This is a genomic window from Belliella alkalica (assembly GCF_022549785.1).
Taxonomy (GTDB): domain Bacteria; phylum Bacteroidota; class Bacteroidia; order Cytophagales; family Cyclobacteriaceae; genus Belliella; species Belliella alkalica.
Map to the genome: position 1 here is coordinate 250,125 of NZ_JAKZGO010000001.1, position 23,535 is coordinate 273,659.

Here is a 23,535-nt window from a genome sequence, read left to right on the forward strand (position 1 = left end):
TCAAACAGCACTTAATTTTTAATATGTAAACCAGCTGATTAGAAAGTATAATTAAATGAAAAGCGATTATGGAAAAACTCATTCATAACACTCATGAATTAGATGAATGATTAAAGAATACCAATCACCTAGCAAGATACCCTCCATCTACTATCATGTTGGTACCGGTTGCCCACTTCGATGCATCAGACAGAAGGTAAACTGCAGCATTTGCCACATCCTCAATTTCTCCTAAGCCAAGTGGATGCTGACTTTGAACTAGCTTCATGGCAGCGTCATCCTTTCTGTATTCGGATTTCAACGAAAGAGGTGTATTAATAACAGAAGGTGAAATAGCATTAAATCTAATATTTTTATCAGCGTATTCTAAGGCAAGACTTTTTACCATTCCGACCATGGCAGCTTTTGTCATGGCATACAGTGACTTCCCCTTTTCACCTACTTCACTCATAACAGAAGAAATCATCACCATACTCATGCCTTCCGAAGATTTCAATGCAGATTTTGATAACGTTTGAATTAAAGTAATGGCAGAAAATAAATTCAGCTGAAAAGTTTCAAGTACTTGATTTTTTTTCATCACTTTAAAAGGGATTGTCGGTGAAATCCCCGCTGCATGTACAAAGCCGTCGATCGGCGCATAGGGTTTGACGAAAGATTCAAATTCTTCTTTAATCTTGGTATCATCGGCTAGATCCAAGCTTATCATTCCATGATCGCAACCATTTTCGCAAAGTGCTATCGTTTCTTTCAACCTCTCCAAATCTCTTCCTAAAAGTAAAACCTTAGCACCCTGAGATGCACAGGCTACAGCAATGCCTTGGCCTATTCCGGAAGAAGCGCCAGTAATAAGGATTGTCTTACCAGTCAATGTAAAAGGGTTGTGTGATCGCATGATTGAGTTTTAATGAGTGTTTATTAAAATGGAATGTTGATGAGGCAGATTTAACAGATTAACGCAGATTTTTTTTACTTTCTTGTCTATGACTATCCGACTAGCACCGAAAGTCGAGACATTTGCTAAGTCATCCCGAGACTATTTATAAATTAAACACACGAACTTATATAACTAAATTGATGATTTATTTTAAAAGCCCGATTTCGAATTGGGCCAATCTTTTTTATAGCCGCAAGTGAAAAATGTGGGTTGAATCAACGAATATTTTTAAAACCCGAACGGAATTAAACTTAACCATAAACAAACAGGAGCATCATTGGTCAATTTATTTATCAGCCATCACGAGAATCGGGACGGGTGATGCGTTCTATCATTTACACTTCAACTAAGTCGCTAATAAAGCAATCTTGAAATTCCATCACAGCAGAGGCCCAAGACATACCCACACCAAAACCACTTAACAATAGTTTTTTACGCCCTTCCAAATTGCCTTGTAGTTGGCTGACAATAGTTAAAGGAATAGATACAGATGATGTATTTCCAAAGTCACGGATACAGGAAGGAACCTTATCCAAAGGTAATTTCAGTTTTTTCGCCAAATAGCCGTTCATAAATGCATTCGCTTGGTGAAAAACAAAGAAGTCTATATCCCCTTTTTCTGTAGATGCATGGCTCAGAATGTTTTTGATATCAGAAGGAATCTCTTGGATTACAAAGTTAAAGACATCGGAACCAATCATGGTGCCATGCTCATCCGTAGAGATATTTCCATGTTCATCTATTACCTTCTCTTTGACAGAATCTGCCGAACTTGGGAACCTGTACCCACCCGATTTGATTTTGATCAAGTCTTCCCTACTCCCATCAGAATTAAGGCTAAAAAAAGATTTTCCGAATTTGGAATTCTTTTCAATCAAAGCGGCAATTCCACCATCTCCAAAAAGAAAAGCTACTCTCCTGTCCTTGGGATGATAAGCCCTGGAACGGGTCTCTCCATCTAACAACAAAGCCTTTCTGATATGTCCGGATTGAACCAGTGAATAGACTACAGAAAGGGCATAGACAAAAGCAGAACAACCCAAGTTCAAATCAAAAGCCATGGTCTGCTTGGAAAGACCAAGACGGTTTTGCAACAAAACTGAAGTTGCGGGCATCCTATAATCCGGTGTTTGAGAAACGAATACCAAAAGGTCAATCTCAGCCTTGTCCACATCAAGATCTTGTATCAATTTTTCAGCAGCTGCCTGACACAAATCTGAAGCACAAGTTCCTTCTAAAGCAAATCTACGTTCTTCTATCCCTGTTTTATCAGCAATATCAGCCACATCAGCTTCAGGGAAATAATGGGTATAATTTCTTGTCAGCACCTTATTTTCTGGAACAGCCGCAGCCATCCCTACTATACCGACTTGATCAAACTGAAGTAATGGCATTACTGAACTTTCTGAATATGGTCAAACAATTCCTGAAGAGTTTGAATTTTTTTAAAATCCTCCGATTGGATGGTGACCCCAAACTGATCATCCAATTCTGCTATCAAGGTCAGCTGCGCCAAAGAATCCCATTCTTCAAATTCCTTAAACTTATCTGACATCAATATTTCTCTGTCCTCAATTTCTAAGGCTTCTATGATTACTTCTTTAAACTTTAATTCCATGATATTTATACTTTAATTTTAATTCAGTTTTTATTATTTGGATAAGTTTGGGCATTGGGTCCTTTAAAGGCCTCAACGGTAGCCTGACCTTGAGCTGATAACCCTTCTCTTTTGAAAACTTTTACAAGAGTCATCCAAAGAATCTTTAAATCAAGGCTAAGAGAAATATTGTCCACATACCACACCATCGTAAATGAATTTTTTCTACCAAGAAATGGTATTTCGACCATTGACCTGCGCCCAACCCGTAATTCCTGGACGAACTTGATTTCTTCTACTTTGTTCTGCGCTATAAATAGGTAAATATTTAACTAAAAGAAGTCTGGGCCCAATCAGGCTCATATCTCCTCGTAAAGACACTAAACAGATGAGGAAGTTCATCCAATGAAGAAATTCTAATAAACCAGCCTATTTTAATAATGAGCTGTACATCATGTAATAATTGCATTGATTATCTTGAAAACCAGTTATTGTTTTAAACTTGACCAATTTGAAGATCTTATTCCCTTTACCGGGTCTATCTTGGGTGAAAAACACAACGCCTTGAGAAGTATAAAGTAATAATGCGATAGCCAATAGTAAGGGGAAAGTAAAAATTAGCAGAGAACCAGCTATTACAAAATCAATACTTCTTTTAATCAAAAATTGATATATTGAGTATTACTTATTTAAAATTTGCTTATATATGACAGACATTTCATTTAGAGAATTACTCAATTCAAACTTCTTTGCCGTTTCAATTGCATTCAAGCTCATGGTATCTCTCAATAATGAATTTTCAAATAATTTTTGAATACATTTTACAAATAAGTGCACATCATTTTGTGGAAAGAGATACCCGTTTAAGTCATTTTCAACTATTTCTCGATGTCCCCTATCTTCAGATGCTACGATTGGTAAACCGCACATCATTTCTTCTACCAGATTTAAGCCCAATCCTTCTTGCTTACTCGCAGATATACCTACATCAGACATTTTGAATACTTCATCAATATCTTCTCTAAACCCTAAAAATTTTATGTAATCCTGTAGTTTAAGATGACTAACTTTTCCCTTAACATCTTCTAGCAATTCACCTCTTCCTGCAAAAAGTATTTTTATACTAGGAATAGCATTGATCAAATTTGCTACAGAAGAAACTATAAATTCATGATTTTTCCTTGTTATAAATTCAGCTGCATAGACTAAGATAAAATCATCTTGAGAGAAATTATTTTTCTTCCTAATTACTTTTTTTTCAATTAAGTTAACTGGAAAAAAACGTTTTTGACTTACTCCAATTCCTGGGATTTTGAATACTTTCGTTGTTGAATTTTCTTTTTGCTTGATTAATTGAAAATCCTCTTCGTTAATTGTAATTATGGCATCTGTATGTCTGGCCAAAAACAATTCTACTGGGTAATATGTCAACCAACTATGAATAGGCCCACCTTTAAAAAAATGAAATCCATGTGCTGTGTAAATTATTTTGGTACTACTTTTCTTCCTGGAAGATTTTGCCGCTAAGCGTGTCACAACAGAAGCCATAGGTGTATGGCAATGTACCATATCAAATTGCTCCAAATGCAACAGATTCTTTAATTCTTTGTAGGCTACAAAATGTCCTAAATGAAAAGGACTTCTTATAAATGGTATGGTGTGTTTAACATCTACAAAAGGTATCTGTTCATCACCATTGCAGGCAACATGTGTTTCATATCCTTGCTGTTGAAACCATTGAAGATAAGGGAGATGAAACCTAAGAATATGCTTGGCTATTGAAGCAGTAAAAAGGATTTTAGGTTTCATCTTTCTGAGTAGGTGCTATTAAATTACTATCAGCAAATGTTTTAAAAGCACTATAAAACTGCATTCTTTTTTGACTTAAAATGTCCGATTTGAAATCTAAGGAACGATTAAAATTTTCAGTAGCCCATTTTTTCAAAGGAAGATTACTAAAATCACTTAGAAGTTCGGTTAATTTAATAATATCGCCCGGTTTATACAAAGCTTCCTTTGTAATCAACTCTGGATGACCACCTAGTTCTGTTGCTAAAACAGGGCAACCCATACTCATCGCTTCTATTACAGATCTTGGCATTCCTTCAACACTGCTTGGCTGAATGTAAGAATCCAAAGAATCAAAAAAATCGAAGATTTTCTTATGAGGCAAAGAACCTAAAATTTCAACTTGTTCAATTAAATTTAATTTCTCTATCAATGCATTCAATCTTTCAGGATTTCCCTGTCCTACAATTTTATATAGGAAATTAGTATTCCCTATTTTCTTGAGTCTGCTCAATGCTTTTATTACATCTGCATGACCCTTGTAAGGCACATCTATAGCCGCCACCGTACCTAAAACTATTTTACCAGAAAAATTACTTATTTTTCTAAGTCTCTTTTCAAGTATTTCTTTATTCAAATACTGTAAAACTACATCAGAACAACCAACGGATTTACCTTGAGTAGGGTATCTTTCTTGTAAAAACTTTTCAGTTACATATATTACATGAGAGGCCGATCGGATATGCCTTTTATATTGAAACATTTTGTAATGAGCCAATAATTTTCCTCTCCAATCGTAATTCCACAAAGCATCAAAAACACAAGCCACCACTTCAACTAAGACAGGCTTACCCAATTTTTCTGCTGATTTCTTGGCTATGACTCCATTAGCACTCGGAAGTCTTGCTATTATAACATCATGTTCTGATACTGCTTTTTCTATAATGCTTTTTGCTTCTTTCTGCCTTAGTATACTCCTGATAGATTTAAAATTTGGAACTTCTATAAAATTAAAAGCTGGATGAGTTAAAGGTGTAAATTGACCCCCATCAGCTTCTGAAATAACTATATTTCTCATTAAAAAAGTTACCGAATCACCGAAATAGGAATAGCGATCCACAATTTCATTCGTATAATGTACCCCATAAAAAACTGTTTTCGATGGGTTACTCATCATTGGCCCGTCATGAACGAATAAAATTTTCATATTCAGTTTATCAAACAATTATAAAATTCCTTAAATCTCAAATCCTGAGAAAAATATCCTCTAGCCCAATTTTGAGTAATTCCTGTCAATCCATGATCCTTTTTTTCTTGAACTTCAAAAATTAGTCTTACTGATTTTTCAACATCTAAAGGATCAATCAGATAAGACATTAGACTTTCAGGCATAATCTCAACTATTGGCGGAATATTTGAAGCAACAAAAGGAAGCCCACATAGCATTGCTTCAATCAATGAGTTGGGTTGTCCTTCAGTGAGTGAGGGGAAGTAAAACAAATTACTTGTTCTTAATATCTCAGATACATCATTTCTGAAACTCAGTAATTTTACGTTTCCCATAATCCCCATGGAATCCACTTCATCTTGAAGTTTTTCCGTACTTAGGCCACAGAAAATAAAAAAAATACTTTTATCTCTTTCGATTAATTGTTTTGCCACTTTCAACATAGTCTTATGATTTTTGGCAGGATCCAATCTTCCAGAATGGCAAATCACAAAAGCCTCTAAAGGAATACCAAGCTCAGCTCTAATGCTCAAATTTTTCTCATGAAAATGAAAGTCATCCACGTTCATACCATTGTAAATGACTTTAAAACGTTCGCTTTTTTGCCATCCTGGGAAAAAAAAATTCAACGATGCTTTTGAATTGGACAAAATTTGTGTGCTAGAAGTAAACACTAAGTTCTTAACCAAGCTGTTGTACAACTTTCTTAAGAATGTGACTTTAAAATGATCCTTTCCCTGTCTGTAAAAAGCGATTCGATTATTTATTCCAGCTTGTTTAGCAAGCCACATAGGAATGCCTGCAAAGTTGGCATTAAAATCACAGACTGAATCAAATTTTTTTCTCTTAACAAAATCATAAAACCAGAAAATGTTTTTTAAATTAAAATATCCGAGGGGATGGAAAAAAAGAGGAATGCCCAACACCTTGTATTGCTCAAACAACTTACCTTGGTCTAGGCTTCTTATTAAAACATATGGCTCAATTGATCTATCATCTTTTATGAATTTTAAAAATCTAAGAAGGTAAGTTTCTATTCCTCCTGGATTCATTGTAGGAATTATAAAGAGGATTTTTTTTGATTTTAATGTCATTTACTCTTTGGTATTAGCACTGATCAAATCTCCTAGTTCAACAGAAGTCATAAATTCTATATCAGGATAACGTTCTATCATTTTTTTCAATAATAAATCTAATTGACTTAAACCTCTTTCTCTATTTTTTTCATCTAAAAAACCTATATAATTAACTCTATGTGTGCTGATTACTGCTGGTTTTTTCCAACGAAAAGCAATTTCTATCTCTTCCAAACAATCGCTTACCCAATCTTTATTTAATCCATGCTCCATGCTCGATGGTTCGAAAAAACAATTTCGTGTGATGTATCGTTGGTTAAGGTTATTTCTCTGACCTAAAAAACGAATATTGGTTTTGTATTGTCCATTCCCCAGAGGTTCAAGTTGCTTCTTTCCTGTATTTACATATTGCACACCGTTTTCATGCAATACCACTTCTAATGAATTATTAAATGGTCCATTCGTCGGAACAAAATACTTTGATTTATACCCAAATAGTTTTTCAAACCATTGCAGGCCTTCATTGAGAACTTCTTTCATATATTCAATATCGCTTACCTGATCTAGGTCAAAAGCAGCTTGAAAATCGGGTAGGTTTTCTCCGTACTTTCCTTTATTAAGACCAGTAACTCCATTTCCAAATGCATCAAGAACTGATAAATTTCCATTTTGAAGTTCTTTCATCCATCGCTGTACATTGAGATGCTCTCTACCGTGAAACACTGGAACAAAAAGACGTTCCTGAATACCTTGCTGATATAAGGCATATACATGTTCATGATTAGGGTATTTTTTGAGTGTTTCAGTAAAGGGCTCAAAAAAATATTTTTTATAATTTGATGCTTTAATTTTTTCAAAGTCTGGATTACCAACTATTGCAACAGATGTAAAAACAGGATGACTACTATTTCTATCTTTATGCTTTGTAAGAACCTCATAAAGCATGCTCAAATCCTCATTATTTTCAAGTGAATCAAACTGATTATAATGACTTTTATCAACCTGATACCCCTTTGTTAAAAGTATGTTATAAACATCTTTTGAGGTCATCCTAATACTTCCCCAATCATCAGACTCAATCACCACAATTTTCCTGTTAGTTCTCCAACCAGGGATGCTGACTATGTTTTTTTGAATTTTCGTTTTGAAATTCATGAGTTATTTAGTCCTTAGCTTTTGGAAGATTTTTTAGATTATTCATTTTTTAAAATCCATCTCTTATACCACATCTGAAACATCAACAAATACCAAATGATAGGACTGTAGTGTAATTTTTTTTCCTTGAATTTTTCAATTTCACCAATTAAAAAATCAACATTGAATAAACCTGATATTCCCAAGGCTTCTTTAGATAAGTATTCATCTAGCAAATAAGATAAATCTCCTCTTAACCAAGTATAAATCGGTAAACTAAAGCCTGCTTTCGGCCTATCCATCATACTTTTTGGAACATAGTCATGTACTATATCTTTCAATATTTTTTTGCCTGAGATTCCATCGGACTTAAACTTCATAGGAATCTGTGCTACATAAGCAGCTAAACGATGATCTAACAGAGGCTCTCTTCCCTCCAGTGACACGGACATTGTAGCCCTATCTACTTTAGTAAGGATATCATTTGGGAGGTAAGAATTAAAATCAATATTCATAGCAACTTCCAAAGGATGTTGAAAACCCGATGTATTGATTTCAAAACTCGAAGAGTAAGGTGAAATTTTTTTCTTAAAAATACTATCTATGTAACCTACTGGTTTTTCTGCCATAGCTTGGAACAAATCAGCTGATTTTTGTAAAGGTTCTTCATTTAAAACACCTAAAACACTGGTAAGATGATGTGCGTTTTTTGATTGATTAATAAAACCATTTTTTTGTATCGATTTAGTTAATGTCTTAGTCCAATTTCCTTTAAAGATTTTCGGCACATTATCTAACTTCTGCAAAAAAGCATGTAGATTGAAATAAGAATCATAACCGCAAAAGATCTCATCACCTGCATCGGCAGACAAGGCTACAGTCACATCTTCTTTAGCTAACTTACTTACTAAAATAGTTGGAATCGCAGAACTGTCACCAAATGGCTCATCAAAGTATAAAGATAGAGTTGATATTATTTCTTGTGCCTCCTTTGTCGTACAAATATATTCAGTATGATCAGTGCCTAAATATTTGGCAGTTTCTGCAGCAAATGGAGCCTCGTTATTTCCTTCTTCAAATCCAATCGTAAATGTTTTAAGTGCTTTGCTGCTTTTTCCTTGAAGCAAAGCGGTCACCGCAGTGCTGTCATAACCGCCACTCAAAAATACCCCAACGGGAACATCAGCAACCATTCTATAATCAAAAGCTGATTGCATTAAAGATTTTACCTCACTCTTAATTTCGGGATAACTAAGGTCTAGTTTAGGTTTCAAATAATACCTTCTTAAATCCCAATACTTTGTTTGAGTTATTTTTTGAGTAGTAATATCCAATTCTAAAATATGCCCTGGCAATAACTTATGTGTATTTATAAAAATAGTATAAGGTGCAGCAATATAGCCGTAATTAAAATAGTTGGGCAGAACACTAGTATCAATAGTTTTTTCAAAGAAAGGATGAGCCATCAAAGCTTTTAATTCTGAACCAAATAAGAATAAATTTTTATGATGGTAATAATAAAAGGGTTTAACACCTGCTCTGTCTCTAAAGGCATACATTTTTTTCGTTTGCTTATCATAAATTACAAACGCAAACATCCCTATAAAACGATCTACGCATGATATTCCCCATTCCTCAAAGCTTTGTAAAATAACTTCAGTATCTGTCTGGGTAGAAAATACATGACCTATAGCTTCTAGCTCCGATCTAACATCCTTGTAATTGTAAATTTCACCATTAAAGACAATAGTGAAATGATTATATTCCATTGGCTGATGTCCTGCATCACTTAAGTCAATAATGCTCAATCTTGCCTGACCAAAGCCAATCAAACAATTATTCTCTTGAAACAGCTCAATTCCTGAATCGTCAGGACCACGGTGAGACATGGATGAAACCATGCCTTGAAGTGTTTCCTTCGTGGTGTTGTTATTAAAATCTATAAATCCAGTAATCCCGCACATAATTAGGTATCATATAACAGACCAAGTTGATCTGTACTCATAAACTGCACCTCAGGCCATGTTTTCTTAATTTGAAATAGTAAATTTTGAAGCCTTTTTAAATTGGACTCTCTGTTAGATGGATTTAAAAAACCAATATAATTCAACCGATGTGATGAAATGATAGCTGGTTTTTTGAGGGAGAAAGCAATCTTAATACGTCTTAAACAATCTGACTCCCAATCAAAGTCAGGTTCAATAGTAGGTTCAAAAAATGCATTTCGAATAAAATACCTTTGCCCATGCTTGTTTTTTTGCCCTTGATAATGGTAAATTTTCTTGTACTCGAATCCATCTCCATCTTTGGGCTGTAATTGATTCACAAGCCCTTGAAAATATTTCACACCATTAGTTGACAATGTCATTTCTAAGTCTGAGTGCCAGATATAACAGGGTGCTATAAAACTTTTAGATCTGAACCCCCATATTTTCTCAAATAAATCCAAACCTTCAATAATTGATTTTTCTTGAAAAATTAACTCCGATTTCGAATTAAAATCTAAAGCGTCCATATATTCATTTGGATACCCTTTGGATTGAGAGATTTTAGGACTGAAGACATTATTATCAAAAGCATCTTTTTCAGCTTTTGCATTATTTCTAAGTGCATTCATCCACCGAGTTACATTCAAATGCTCTCTACCATGAAATTGTGGCATAACTAGTCCAGCATTTATACCTTGTTGGTATAACTCCATCACGTTGTCATGCTTAGGGTATCTCTTTAAAGTTTCTGTAAATGGCTCAAAATAATATTCTTGAAAATTCGAATCCTTTATCTTTTCAAAATCAGGATTAGCGACTATATTATTGGCAGTCATAACAGCGGGATTGCCATCGTTGCCTTTTATATTATTTAATACTTCAAAAAGGTTTTCTAAATCTTGGTTGCTTTCTAAAGCATCGCTTTTATTATAAGAACAATGATCAACTGGATAGCCTTTCTTTTTTAATGACTCAAAAGCCTTTTTGGAAGACATGCGTATAGTACCCCAATCGTCAGACTCGATAATGACAACTTTTTTAAAGATTGGTTTGCCGATTAGATTGGATACAAAACCATTTATGTTTTTTCTTAACGCCAAAACCCTTTGTCTAAATATTTCATTTTAAAATAAAATAAAATGCTGGCTGGAGATAATGAAAAAGAAATAATTCTATTTATAACCTGCTCATATAAAAAATGTGATCTGAAAAAACCATTGCCAACCAATCTGCTTGCTATTGTCAACTTTATATACTGAGAAATAAAATATCTTGGTCGCCAAAAAATATAGGTATAGTTCTCATCAAGAAAATATTTAAACTGTATTATATCATTGTACAGACCTGTTTTGAAGGAAGTATTATTCATAATACTATTCCCGGAATCTTGATGATAAACCCTTAGCGGTTCTTTTATATAACGTATTGTAACTTTTTTAATTCTTGACCAAAAATAAACCTCACTAAAACTGTTAAAATGTTCACTAAAAATTAATTTTTTGGGCAAATTAACAGCTCTCAAATAATATTGTAGCTTAAAACAAGATATAAGTTCTTCATCATTTTGTTTCTTTAAAACCATGTCATGCCAGGTAGTGTCTATATATTCTAAATCCTGTGGGAAATAAAATTTCTGAATCAAATTTAAATCTGAATTAACACATCTTGCTCTTACCTCTTCAATCCTTGAATTTTTTTCAATATGTTGTTTAAAAACTTCTAAACAATCAGGAAGAATTTCATCATCACTATCTATAATAATTATATAATCATTTGACAAATACTTCTTGGCTTCAATCAAGGCTGAATGTTTACCTCCATTTGTTTTATAAACATAAGTAATATCATAATTAGCTTTAAGTTTAAATCCTTCTATAATTATTTGAGTGTCATCATTAGACCCATCATCAATAATTAACCATTCGAAACTTCTATAGGTTTGACTATTTATTGAATTAAACAATCTCTCTAAAGTATGAGCTCTATTATATGTGGGAGTTAGTAAAGTGAACATAATTTTAAAGAATTTAAATTTTAAAATAAGTTATTATGATTATCCGCAAACATGCCACTAACCAATTAAACGATTGTTTTTTGGCAAACTGATACTAATAGATATTGGATATTTATTGATATTGGTTCGAAATTACAGGTTAATTCAATTATTTAGATTCTACTGGTATGAAAACGGATATATGTATAAGTTATTAATTGGATGTATAAGAGATATTTTTTTGGGAAAATTTTATTGATTTTAAGAACTGTTTAAAATAAAGATTTAAAAATCAAAAATCAGTTGTTTAGTAAAGTGATTGTTTACTTTTCATAAAAACTAATTTAGTTGAGAAAATACATTTACCCATTTCTCATATGTTACTGAATAAGAATAGTTATGAGAATGTATAATTGCGTTTTCTACATATCTTTTTAATCTGTCTTTATCAGCTATTAAATCTAGTGTTTCTTGAACATATACATCAATGTTAAAAGGTTCAATAAGAATTCCAGTTTCCTGATTTAATACGATGTCTTGTGCTGCAGAATAGGAGTTGAACATGACAGGTACACAACCAAAAGACTGAGCCTCTACTAATACATTTCCAAACCCTTCAAAAGCAGAGGTTAAATGAAATATTTTAGCTTGCTTATAATATTCATCTGGATTCTGTTTTCCAAAAAACTTGACTCTATTCATTTGATGCTTCAAACAAAAATTTTTCATATTTTCCTCTTCAGAGCCATGACCCACTACCCAGAATTGCCAATCTGGCAACACTCTATGAAGCTTGTCCCAAATTTCCAGTAATAAGTCCACTCTCTTTTGTGAGATTTCTAACCTTCCCACATAAAGGATAACATTTTTCTTTTTTATCGTTGAGATATCTAAATCGGGTACTTCAAATGGATTGTTGATTCCATATATTTTATGATCGAATTTTTTTACATCAGGTACAAGTTGATACAACTCTTCCTTAAACCTTTCAGAAAGCATCACAAATGCATTTGTATTTTTAACAATGTATCCTAACTCTTTTCTTTGCTTTACGACATGATAATATAAGATAAACTTATGCACTAATTTATTATCAAAGGCCTTCAGACCGTTATCATTAAGGAATTTGGATGTTAAAAATTCATGATTGTCATAAAAGTTTAAGGGATTGATATGTAAACAATTAATGATTTTCGCCTTATTTCTAGAGACTTTAAATAATAACTTCGAGACGTTTGGATCATATCCAACTTGATTTATAAACAGGTTGATTTGATATTTTAATATCAACTTTTGAAGTTTCAGAAATTCATTCCCTTTTGATATTTTATAGTAAGGTATTTTAAAATCATTGTGAAAATCTAGACTAAGATCTAAATCTGTACTGGATAAACTTACCAAAACTAAATTATGCTCCATTTTATGAAAAAGATTGATCAGTCGTTCAGTTACTATTTGAACTCCTCCTGTATTGAATTCAAAATCTTGCTCAATAACAAATAGTATATTCATAACTAAAAATTAAAGATTAGGAAATCTCTGATTGAAAAGTCCCCTGATCCTAATAACCATGATCCAAGAGGGACAAATAAAATAAAAAACGAAACAGTATTCAATGTATAGGATAATTGAAAAAGGACATATGGAATTGCTGAAACTAAGAAAGTGTAAAGTGACATATTAATTATTCGTGACCTTATTCCACTATAAAGGAAATAATCCTTGAAAAATAAAACCTGAATAGCAGCAGCAACCAAAAAAGTCGATGCAATGGTATAACCTCTCCCCTCTACGGATGGACTAGATGTGGATGAAAGATTAGATAATGCAAGAATCAGTAAGCCACTAGCAATTAAGAAGTCCAAATAAGGCATGTCAGTTTTTTTCAAATAAATAAGAATGAGAGTGAATGCAAGTAAAATAGTACTATAGTTTTTATATACTGTTGGACCAAATTCTTTATAAAAATTTGCACTTCCTTTATCAGATTGTTCATCTGCCCTTCGATCTAAAGTCTCTTGATCGACAACAGTATATTTTGCTTTATCTTGATATAAACCAGTAGTTTCAACTATCTCTGAAGCTTGATCAAAACCCAATTTGACAAAAAATGATAATAAAAATAATCCAACCACAATAATCCTTTTTTCTCTTAAAACAATGGCTCCAATCAATGGTACCGTATATAAAAGATAGGAAAAATGGATCAAAACTGATAAACCAATAATCCATAGATACCTTGTCTCACCACGTTTTACATAGGCTAAAGCACCATAAAAAAATACCCACATGGCAGTCCACATTCTAAGTGAATTCAATGCTGAAATACTTCTAGTTATAAGAAAAAGAAATATAAACAAGAGCAGTAAAATTCCGAGCTTCTCTTTGGGCCTATTTTCTAGAACCAACAAAACAGATTTTGTAAAAAAATAGCCTAATAACAAGCCTCCAAAAAGATGAATTAACTCAGGGATTCGAAAAACACCACCCGCCAAATACGAAATAACATGCTTATAAACATCATTAGCAATATCTGTAGGCTGAAATAATAAAAGACTTCCTAAATCTTTAAAAAAAACAAAAAGCGACATGTCCATATAATAATCATAAACATGCATTAAATGAGTATGACCATCATTGCCATCAATATATATAAACACACTCCCAACAATTCCCATAAACAGGGTACCAGCAAAAACTATAAATCTATCATCGGAATTTCTAACTGATAAATACAATCCTAATACAGGTGATAAAAATGAAAGGTATAGGAAGTTTTTGGTTTTACTATTCATTTTTATTTATCTAAAAGATCATTTTTAAAATCGGGTAGTTCCTCTAAAAGTTTCTCTCTGATTCCAAAGTAGTCAATAGCCATCTGGAATCTTTTTAAAAGAGCATCACTTCCAGGTAAATCCTTAGGTTTAGTTTGATTATTTTGAGGTATTGGAATTCCTAAATTATATTCTTGAGGAATTCCAATACAAATTTGTGGTGTGTTACTTGCATGAGCAGCTGCCCAAAACCAAATATCTGAACCTCTTCCTGGAACAATTCTGTGTATCGCATCATTATCTAAGACTTTTTCATGAAGAGAACTTGCTGGATAAAAAATTCCTCCCCAACCAATTAAAAAAACTTGATTAAAATCTGTATTCAAATCGGCAGGCTTGGGATCACGAAAATACATATTCAGTTCTTGTTCCCTTTTTAATAAGGCTTTACCAACATAACCTACTATTTTTTTCGTAGATCCATCATTATGAAATAATAAGTTTGATAATAAAGTCTTGTGATAAATAATATCATCATCTAGGGTAACAACATCGAATAGAGGATATTTTTCAATGACTGGAATCAATTTCTTAACCGCATAGGGGTTGTCTTCTACCCACAAAATCTCAATTCCTCTATTTTCTAATTTTTTAAGGTGAACCGGCAAACCATTAGAATAATCTTCAATTGATAACACTAAAATCCATTTTTTAGGTACAACAGTTTGTCGTGTGAGTGCCTGAAATACCGCTGGTAGTAGATGATCTCTATTAGGGTAACTTGCTATAGAGACTAGAAAATTGGCTTTTTCATCAACTGGAATTCTGCTTTCTGTGATCTTTGCAAGAATATCGAACTTTTTGAACATTAAAAAATTACGAAAAAGAACAAGTTGTTGTCTTAAATTATTCATTGGTTATTTTTACTCAATTTTGATAGTGGTTCGTATTGTGCTACATCCTTAATTTTCACATATTCAAAGAGAAGATTAGCAATAAAAGGATTTGTATAAAATTTTTGAAGAGCATTCAAATCAAGAAAACTTAGACCTTCCAATCCAAAACAAAAGCCATTTTGGCAATATTTATAATTATCATAACCATGAATATCCAAACCTGAAATGTGAATAACTGGCAATCCCTCACACAATAACCTTAACTGAACTGCTGAATTCCCAACAATAGCAATGTCCACACTATCAGAAAAGGATTCAATACTTTCATTTTTTGGAGCAATTCTTAGCAAGGCTGCAGGAAAAGAATTTTCTGACAATTTTGAATTAGGATGAAGCCGTATTTTCAAAAGTTCAATATTTAGTTTTTTCTTTACTTGTTTTAACAATTCAATTTGTTCTGGGGTAGCTTCAAAAAATGCATTTGTTGCAATACCTACTCTTGGATTATTAGGGATTTCACGAAGGGGCTTTACCACCGTCTGATCACGATAAAAAATTCTAGCATTTGGCGACTTCTCTAAGACGGTTTCTAAACCCTTTTGATTTAGGACTGCTGCATAAGTGCTTGTATAAGGAAAATAATTCTCATCAGAAAACCCATTATAATGATGGTGATCATCCTGCCACCAAAAAACTTCCCTTTTTAAGGATACTACTGCTGCCCAAAGCATATGAGCTGTTGGAGTAATATCGCTTATGATAATTGGAATGATTTTTTTGTTGTTTTTCAAAAACAACTTGTAACTGGCATAACCTATAATTACCTGTAAATCAACTTCATTTAGCAGAGATTTTCTATTTTTAAACACTCTTAAAAGTACCGGAAGAGCTAATAAAGTATAATAAACTAATCTAGCACTTAGTATAAGACTTGATGTTTTTTGTTCTTTTGTAAATAATTCTTGGTTTAATATTTCAGCATTTTCAAATTCTTTAACAACAGAAAGGGCTTTTGAATTTGGTGAGGCAAATGCATCTAGAAAAAAGCGCTTATCATGATTTATACTAATTGGAATATCTTTTAACGGTGAAAAAACTCTCGCCCACCGCATAATAAATTCACGCGATGGTTTAGATCGTATTCTTTTCTCAATAGCTGGCAAAAGCCTTTTTTTGGAAAGGCGTATTGCAATTAATAAATGTGTATCCAAGGAGTAGTTAGTATTTATGAAAATAATCTAGCAAAAATCTGCAGGCTCAAACCCTTTAAAAAAGAATGATTTTTAAGTCTATTAAAAAAAGCAACGATACTCATATATTTAATAGGGAAACCTAATATATTAGATTTTCTTCAATAAAAACAAATTTTTTTTCTTTTCATTGCTAAAGTATTTTAATTATAACTTAAACCTATCCCCCCTATCAAAATCCTTAGGCGCTTCTTTCCCCAACCAGTTTTTTAACTCCTTCGGATGCATTCCAAAGCCTGGTCTTATACTTCGTATATTTTCTTCAGTAATAATCTCTCCCTTCTTTATATCCTTTACAACATAAAGTGATCTACTAAAATCTTTTCCTTTTTTCTGCTTTTCGGTAAGATTATAGTCAACGATACCAATTGCTGTTTCAGCTTCTCTTATGGCATTTACCATTTCAGTAAACTCTTCCTCATTCATTGAAAAAGAAGCATCTGGACCTCCAATTGATCTATCAAGGATAAAATGTTTTTCGATAATTTTAGCTCCTAAACAAGTTGCAACTATTGGAACAGTACTCCCAATCGTATGATCTGATAATCCCGGAATAACTCCAAAACGTTCTTGAAAGTCATTAATCATAGCCATATTAGCCTCTTCTATTGGTGCTGGATAACTTGATGTACATTTTAGCAAAGCAATATCATGGTTACCCACTCTCCTGCAAGCATCTAAAGCTAATTCAATGTCTTCCACAGTAGCTATACCTGTAGATAAGATCACTGGCTTGCCTTTAGAAGCGACATATTCGATTAAAGGAATATCAGTAATTTCAAAAGATGCTATCTTGTAAGCCGGAACATTTAGGCTTTCTAAGAAATCGACGGCAGTTTTATCAAATGGGGAAGAAAAACAAATCAAACCTTGTTTTTCAGCTTCTTCAAATAATGCTAAATGCCATTCCCAAGGAGTGTATGCCTCTTTGTATAACTCATGTAAATTTCTCCCGTCCCAAATGGTACCTTTAATTAGAAAATCATCTTTTCTTGAGTCAATCGTAATAGTATCAGCTGTGTACGTTTGCAATTTAATACAATCAGCTCCAGAACGTTTTGCCGCTCTAATCGTCTCTAAAGCTGTTTCTAAACTACCATTGTGATTTGCTGAGAGTTCTGCTATGATCAATACTTTTGAATTTTCTGACGAAATGTCAAATGTTCCAATTTTCATATTTCAATAATTTTAGAGCAAGAATACACCCCGTTTTTAATTTTTGAAAAACTATAATTTAATTTTTCAAATATTCTAACTGAAGCTATATTCTCGTGCATCACCAATCCTTTTAAAACAAAACTTTTTAAACTTAAATCACTTAAAATTCTTTCTTCAAGTAATTTCAGAATAACTTTACCAAAACCCTTTCCATGAAATCTTGAGTCAATCAAATAACTAATCAAGCCTTCATTGAACTTAAAATTTACATCAACCCTTATTGATCCTATTTTTTGACCTCCCAAGCATAGTATAAAATAGTAACAACTTTGATCATGGATTTTAGATACAAACCAATTGTAGTGTTCATCAAACTCTATTAAATCTTTGTTGAAAGAATAATTTCTCACTTTAGCATCTGTAGCCCAACGATATGTGGAATTAGCATCATCAATAGTTGCTTTTTTAAGATAAAGATTAATATTATTTTTACTATGGATATAGACATTAATAGCCATATCTTCAAAAATTGCATGTTGACTTAAGATTGCTTCATTGATAAAACCAGCCTTTTCTAAAACAGAATATAATTGTGGTCTCAGATCAAAAGCATAGGTAAAAATTTTATGAAGATTTAAAATATTAAATCCTAATTCTTCAATCAATTCTAAAAATACTAACCAATATTTTTCGAAATAATTCTGTTCAAGTTCTGTATCTATAATGAAAGAAATCTCTGCATTTTTATCTATCCAATTGATGTGAACTAATCCTCCATAACCGATACACTTATCTCCTTTTAAAAAACTAAACAGCAATTGACTAGGTTGATCTTGATGAAAAAGGCTTGATATAACTTTCTCAAAATAATTGTCTTGATCGTCTTTGGTCAAAGGTTTGTTTTGACGTAAATGATAAATTTGCTCATTTCGCCACTTCATTATCCAGTACCTATCTTCAAACCTAATAGGTACAATGGAATAATCTCCCTTCTCAAAAATCTGTTTACTTAATACTTTGTAAGTATTCATATTTTAACTCTGCAATATTCCAATCATGCAAATTATCAATATCTTGAACTTGCAATGGAGAAAGTTCTAATCCTAACGAATTACTTGAAAATAACTGTTTCGAATTCAAGAATGATTTAGTATCCAACCAATACCATTGTCCTGCATCGTGATAAACAAGTTCTAAATCTTGAGATCTTTCATTGATGTTTTCTGGCCAAACCATACTTACATTTTCCTTTTCATTTTTTCTTAATCCTCTCCAAATAGGATATTCAAATTGAACTATGGGGAAAATTGAGTCTGCTTTTTTTTGAATTAGTTTGAGAAAACCTTCATTTAAATTTTCACTCCTTACAAATGGAGCAGTAGGATAAATGCAGCAAGCGAATTCAAAACATTGACCTGAAGCAGCATAATAAGATAAAACTTCCTCTATTACGTCAGCAGTGGTGGCTAAATCATTAGAGTTTATAGAAGACCTTAAATAGGGAACTTTTGCTCCATATTTTATAGCTATTTCAGAAATTTCCTTATCGTCAGTAGAAACCATTACTTCATCAAAAAGGCTAGACTTTATTGCTTCTAAAATAGAATAAGCAATTATAGGCTTACCAAGAAAATCCTTAATATTTTTTCTTGGAATACGTTTACTACCACCTCTTGCTGGTATAATACAAAGATTAGGCATAGAACTCTTTAATTATTTGAATAACGTAAATCTGCTCTTCATTTGTCAGAGTTGGATAAATTGGTAAGCTGATACACTTTTCATAGTAGGCCTCAGCCTTAGGGAAATCTCCCAATTTCCACCCAAGCTGTTGGTAGTAAGGCATTAAATGCGTAGGTACATAATGAATCTGAGCAAAAACATGCTTTTCTCTCAAATGATTATACAAACCCAGTCTGTCTTCTACTTCTAATACATACAAATGATATGCATGTCCTTGAATTACTCCCGAAGATCCAGAGAGGAAAGTATCATCCTTAAAAGATTGAGCATAAAATTCAGCAATTTCCCGTCTTCGCTCAAGTCCTTTTTCAGCTCTATTTAGCTGACTTAATCCTAAGGCTGCCTGAAAGTCAGTTAGTCGATAATTGAACCCGAGTTCTTGCATTTCCATATACCAAAGTGGATAAAAATCCTTTCCTCCTGCTAGTTCTATAGGATTTGTATAAAGCTCATCACTTTTCACTATACCATGCGTTCTGAGCATCAAAAGCTTTTTATAGAGATCTTCATCATTTGTGGTAATCATCCCTCCTTCACCTGAAGCAATATGTTTTACAGGATGAAAAGAAAAAATCGCTAAATCAGCAAAATTCCCATTACCACAGTTTTGTCGATGTCCTTTACTATCTACAAAATGTCCTCCTGGAGAATGACATGAATCTTCAATAATCCATAGATCAAACTCGTCTGCAAGAATTCTAAACTGCTCTAAATTTACAGCCCTACCTGCAAAATCGACTGGGATAATTCCAGAAAAAGTGCCTTTTGGAGCACTTTCCAATAAATTTCGAACTGCATTGATATCCAATAAATACGTATCTGGTTCTATGTCAGCAAAAACTACTTCACCTCCACAATATCTAATGCAATTAGCAGATGCGGCAAAAGTAATAGGTGTAGTTATCACTTTAGTCCCAGGTTGAACACCTAATGCCAAACAATTTAAATGAAGTGCAGCAGTCCCATTAGCAACCGCTACTGCGTATTTTACACCAATATATTTTGCAAATGCTTCTTCAAACTCCTTGATTTTCGGACCTTGAGTTAAATAATCAGATTTAAGCGTTTCAACTACAGCTAGAATATCTTCATCTGTAATATGTTGCTTACCGTACGGTATCATATATTTCAAAGTTTGGGTCAACATGCTCTTTTATTAGCTCACGTAGTGAATCTACAGTTTCCCATTCTGTATTATCCCCAGAATTATACTGGAAACCTGCTGGGACTTTCACTGCATTAAAACACTCTTGAAATTCCTCAACCTTCCATCTTGGGTGAGAAGGTAATATCGTGTAGTATTTACCCAAGTCCCAAGTGTAAAAGGAATCTGAGCTAGTGATCATTTCTTCGTGGACTTTTTCACCAGGGCGTATTCCAATGATATTTTTCTCACATTCTGGACCAATAGCTTCCGCTACATCCATAATGTGATAAGATGGGATTTTAGGAACAAAAATCTCCCCTCCCCAAGCATATTCAAGCGCATGCATAACCATATCAACCCCACCCTGCAAAGAGATATTAAAACGAGTCATGGTTGGCTCAGTAATGGGCAAAACTCCTTCTTTTCTCTTTTTCAAGAAGAAAGGAATTACTGAACCATTAGAACCCATGACATTCCCATATCTCACGACAGAAAATTTTATTGGATTCCATCCTTTGATGTTGTTCGCCGCTACAAAAAGCTTATCTGAAGCCAATTTTGAGGCTCCATACAAATTAATTGGTGCAGCTGCTTTATCTGTTGATAGCGCTACCACTCTTTCAACATTAGTCTGCAAACAAGCATCAATTACATTTCTAGCTCCATCAATATTTGTTTTCAAACATTCTTCAGGATTATATTCAGCAATCGGTACATGCTTCATGGCCGCAGCGTGAATAACATAATCTACATCTTTAAAGGCTCTTACCAACCTCTCTTTGTCTCTAACATCTCCAATAAAAAAACGTATTTGAGGGTATTTATTTGTAGGATAATCTTGAGCCATTTCAAATTGTTTTTGCTCATCTCTTGAAAAAATGATGAGTTTCCTAACATCCGGGAAATGCTCTAATATATGTGAAGTAAGCGCTTTCCCTAATGAACCTGTACCTCCTGTGATTAGAAGCGTTTTATTTTTCATCATATTAAATCATTAATAGAATTTCGATTTTATTTAGACTTTTATGTTAAACCCTTTGTAGGCTTACCATTTCCTTGAAGCTTGACTCTTTAATGATCAGTTCCATGAAAGTACCACAATTCGTTATGGCACCTTTATCCATGAAAATAACCTGATCCACATTTTTGATTGTACTCAATCTATGAGCTATCATGATGATGGTATATTGCCCTTTTAAGTCATCAATACTTTGCTGAATAATACGTTCTGTTTCTGAATCTAAGGATGACGTCGCCTCATCCATAAATAAAAAATCAACTTCTTTGTACAACTCCCTAGCGATAGAGATGCGTTGTTTCTGGCCACCACTCAAGCTAATACCATTGTTACCTAAACGAGAATCTTCTCTATTTTCTAATTGACTTACAAAATCTTCGATGTGTGCTTTCCGAACTGCTTCCTGAAATCTAGCCAAAGTTTTTGCATTCTTTTCATCCCAGATAGTGACATTATTGAATACCGAATCATCAAAAATTACTGGGTCTTGGGTAATGTATCCAATTCTCTTTTGAAAACTTTGAATGTCCAGATCACTTACTCTTGTATTATCTATCCAGAATTCGCCAATATTTGGAGCAATTAGTCCTGTAATGATATTTAAAAGCGTTGTTTTTCCAGAACCACTTTCACCAACAAAAGCAACGGACTGATTCTTTCCTATCGTTAAATTGACATTGTTTAAGATGGGCTTGTTATCCAAATAGCAAAAACTTATGTTCCTCAGAGAAATTTCATTTTTAAAACCATTATAGGGTTTTACACCCGTTAGGGTAGGATTTGCTTTCAGATCATCGACAAAATCTGACATGCTTGCCAAAGAACCTGAAAAGCCTAAAAATTGATTATAGGATGTTTGGAGAGCTGTTAGAGAAGTAAGTGCTCTATAAAAAAATAGAAGACTTAAAATGATGGTTCCAAGCCCGCCCCCAATAATATTCACTTGAATTAATATAACGCTGACAACCACTCCTATCATCATAGGCTCACGCATTCCCATCATAATACTATTGAGTACACCCATCTTCCGGTTTGTCTCTTCAATGTCCAGCACTTTCTTTTCCAGAAAGCGAACATAATTTTGTATAGATGCTGTAGCTTTTAAATACTTGAAAAAGGCAACAACCTGAATAATGTACGCTTGAAAAGTATTATTGCGGGCAACCAACTCTGACGAAAGAATTTTGGTCTTGCGGTAAAGAGCACTAAATAGAAAATTAGATAATACTCCCCCTATAGTGATCAAAACCGCAAATTCGGGACTTGCCAAAAATGCTAAGCCAGCGTACGCTAAAATCATTACAAACTGCTGAAGTATAGTAGTGTAGGTTCGGAAAGCCTGCATAACTCTCTCAACTTCACCACTCATAGTATTTTGTATGGCACCCGCATCTGCATTGACAAAAGCATTGTAATTAAAATTGGCCAATGCTTGTATAATTTCCAATCGAATCTTAGCAATGAAAAATTGCTGGTAAATAACACGAACATACCGCTCAAAAAAAGTCGCAATCCCTTTGAAAACAAAAAACCCAAACATGGTGACCAAGACAACGGTCAATGTGAGTTGAAATCCAATAAGCTCTAATCCATCCAATAAAAATGATAATTGACCTAATTTCTCTGAAGAAGCAGTGGAATTCTCATCTGCCATCAATTCTAAAAGGGGTAAAAACATTGTTAACCCCAATCCATCCAATAATCCTACAAGTATGCTTGTGAGCAATAAAAATATCATACGATATCCTAAATGCTTATAGAAATAAAAAAAATCAGGAAAGAATTTTTTTGAGAAAAATTTCATTAGA

Annotated in this window: 20 protein-coding genes and 1 pseudogene; all 21 read right to left on the reverse strand. The window is 33.3% G+C overall.

Annotated features, from left to right (window positions below; all coding sequences use genetic code 11):
• Positions 1 to 124 precede the first annotated feature (124 nt).
• Positions 125 to 895: an SDR family NAD(P)-dependent oxidoreductase gene (locus MM213_RS01045; protein WP_241409443.1), complete on the reverse strand. Its 771-nt coding sequence runs from the start codon at positions 893 to 895 to the stop codon at positions 125 to 127.
• Between the two features lie 377 nt (positions 896 to 1,272).
• Complete coding sequence (locus tag MM213_RS01050) at positions 1,273 to 2,331, reverse strand: 3-oxoacyl-ACP synthase III family protein (RefSeq protein ID WP_241409444.1); 1,059 nt, start codon at positions 2,329 to 2,331, stop codon at positions 1,273 to 1,275.
• On the reverse strand, positions 2,331 to 2,555 hold the full coding sequence (locus tag MM213_RS01055; protein ID WP_241409445.1) for an acyl carrier protein: 225 nt from the start codon (positions 2,553 to 2,555) through the stop codon (positions 2,331 to 2,333). Before MM213_RS01055 ends, MM213_RS01050 begins: the two co-directional genes overlap by 1 nt.
• Before the next feature lie 204 nt (positions 2,556 to 2,759).
• Positions 2,760 to 3,197: pseudogene (locus tag MM213_RS01060) on the reverse strand (sugar transferase).
• Positions 3,198 to 3,215: 18 nt separating this feature from the next.
• The gene (locus MM213_RS01065) at positions 3,216 to 4,343 is read right to left on the reverse strand and encodes a glycosyltransferase family 4 protein (RefSeq protein ID WP_241409446.1); all 1,128 of its coding nucleotides are present in this window, start codon (positions 4,341 to 4,343) and stop codon (positions 3,216 to 3,218) included.
• On the reverse strand, positions 4,333 to 5,529 hold the full coding sequence (locus MM213_RS01070; RefSeq protein WP_241409447.1) for a glycosyltransferase family 4 protein: 1,197 nt from the start codon (positions 5,527 to 5,529) through the stop codon (positions 4,333 to 4,335). The genes MM213_RS01065 and MM213_RS01070 overlap by 11 nt, the downstream gene beginning before the upstream one ends.
• Positions 5,530 to 5,531: 2 nt before the next feature.
• On the reverse strand, positions 5,532 to 6,602 hold the full coding sequence (locus tag MM213_RS01075; RefSeq protein ID WP_241409448.1) for a glycosyltransferase: 1,071 nt from the start codon (positions 6,600 to 6,602) through the stop codon (positions 5,532 to 5,534).
• A gap of 42 nt (positions 6,603 to 6,644) precedes the next feature.
• Positions 6,645 to 7,781, reverse strand: a complete 1,137-nt coding sequence (locus MM213_RS01080; RefSeq protein ID WP_241409449.1) for a hypothetical protein — start codon at positions 7,779 to 7,781, stop codon at positions 6,645 to 6,647.
• Positions 7,782 to 7,819: 38 nt separating this feature from the next.
• Positions 7,820 to 9,724 carry an asparagine synthase (glutamine-hydrolyzing) gene (gene asnB, locus MM213_RS01085; protein ID WP_241409450.1) on the reverse strand — a complete coding sequence of 635 codons (1,905 nt, stop codon included), beginning with the start codon at positions 9,722 to 9,724 and terminating at the stop codon, positions 7,820 to 7,822.
• A 2-nt stretch (positions 9,725 to 9,726) separates the two neighbouring features.
• Positions 9,727 to 10,848 (reverse strand): hypothetical protein, encoded by a 1,122-nt coding sequence (locus tag MM213_RS01090; protein ID WP_241409451.1) that lies wholly within the window; start codon positions 10,846 to 10,848, stop codon positions 9,727 to 9,729.
• Complete coding sequence (locus tag MM213_RS01095) at positions 10,839 to 11,762, reverse strand: glycosyltransferase family A protein (RefSeq protein WP_241409452.1); 924 nt, start codon at positions 11,760 to 11,762, stop codon at positions 10,839 to 10,841. Before MM213_RS01095 ends, MM213_RS01090 begins: the two co-directional genes overlap by 10 nt.
• A gap of 318 nt (positions 11,763 to 12,080) precedes the next feature.
• Positions 12,081 to 13,253: a glycosyltransferase gene (locus MM213_RS01100; protein WP_241409453.1), complete on the reverse strand. Its 1,173-nt coding sequence runs from the start codon at positions 13,251 to 13,253 to the stop codon at positions 12,081 to 12,083.
• Positions 13,254 to 13,255: 2 nt separating this feature from the next.
• A complete protein-coding gene (locus tag MM213_RS01105) occupies positions 13,256 to 14,536 on the reverse strand; it encodes a hypothetical protein (RefSeq protein WP_241409454.1) in 1,281 nt (426 codons plus the stop codon).
• Positions 14,537 to 14,538: 2 nt separating this feature from the next.
• A complete protein-coding gene (locus MM213_RS01110; protein ID WP_241409455.1) occupies positions 14,539 to 15,429 on the reverse strand; it encodes a hypothetical protein in 891 nt (296 codons plus the stop codon).
• Positions 15,426 to 16,622: a hypothetical protein gene (locus MM213_RS01115; protein ID WP_241409456.1), complete on the reverse strand. Its 1,197-nt coding sequence runs from the start codon at positions 16,620 to 16,622 to the stop codon at positions 15,426 to 15,428. Before MM213_RS01115 ends, MM213_RS01110 begins: the two co-directional genes overlap by 4 nt.
• A gap of 186 nt (positions 16,623 to 16,808) precedes the next feature.
• Positions 16,809 to 17,837 (reverse strand): pseudaminic acid synthase, encoded by a 1,029-nt coding sequence (gene pseI / locus MM213_RS01120; RefSeq protein ID WP_241409457.1) that lies wholly within the window; start codon positions 17,835 to 17,837, stop codon positions 16,809 to 16,811.
• On the reverse strand, positions 17,834 to 18,850 hold the full coding sequence (locus MM213_RS01125; RefSeq protein ID WP_241409458.1) for a GNAT family N-acetyltransferase: 1,017 nt from the start codon (positions 18,848 to 18,850) through the stop codon (positions 17,834 to 17,836). The genes pseI and MM213_RS01125 overlap by 4 nt, the downstream gene beginning before the upstream one ends.
• A complete protein-coding gene (gene pseF, locus MM213_RS01130) occupies positions 18,825 to 19,520 on the reverse strand; it encodes a pseudaminic acid cytidylyltransferase (RefSeq protein ID WP_241409459.1) in 696 nt (231 codons plus the stop codon). Before pseF ends, MM213_RS01125 begins: the two co-directional genes overlap by 26 nt.
• Positions 19,513 to 20,685 carry a UDP-4-amino-4,6-dideoxy-N-acetyl-beta-L-altrosamine transaminase gene (pseC, locus tag MM213_RS01135; protein ID WP_241409460.1) on the reverse strand — a complete coding sequence of 391 codons (1,173 nt, stop codon included), beginning with the start codon at positions 20,683 to 20,685 and terminating at the stop codon, positions 19,513 to 19,515. Before pseC ends, pseF begins: the two co-directional genes overlap by 8 nt.
• The gene (gene pseB / locus MM213_RS01140) at positions 20,669 to 21,694 is read right to left on the reverse strand and encodes a UDP-N-acetylglucosamine 4,6-dehydratase (inverting) (RefSeq protein WP_241409461.1); all 1,026 of its coding nucleotides are present in this window, start codon (positions 21,692 to 21,694) and stop codon (positions 20,669 to 20,671) included. The genes pseC and pseB overlap by 17 nt, the downstream gene beginning before the upstream one ends.
• Positions 21,695 to 21,737: 43 nt before the next feature.
• The gene (locus tag MM213_RS01145) at positions 21,738 to 23,531 is read right to left on the reverse strand and encodes an ABC transporter ATP-binding protein (protein WP_369413869.1); all 1,794 of its coding nucleotides are present in this window, start codon (positions 23,529 to 23,531) and stop codon (positions 21,738 to 21,740) included.
• Between the last annotated feature and the right edge of the window lie 4 nt (positions 23,532 to 23,535).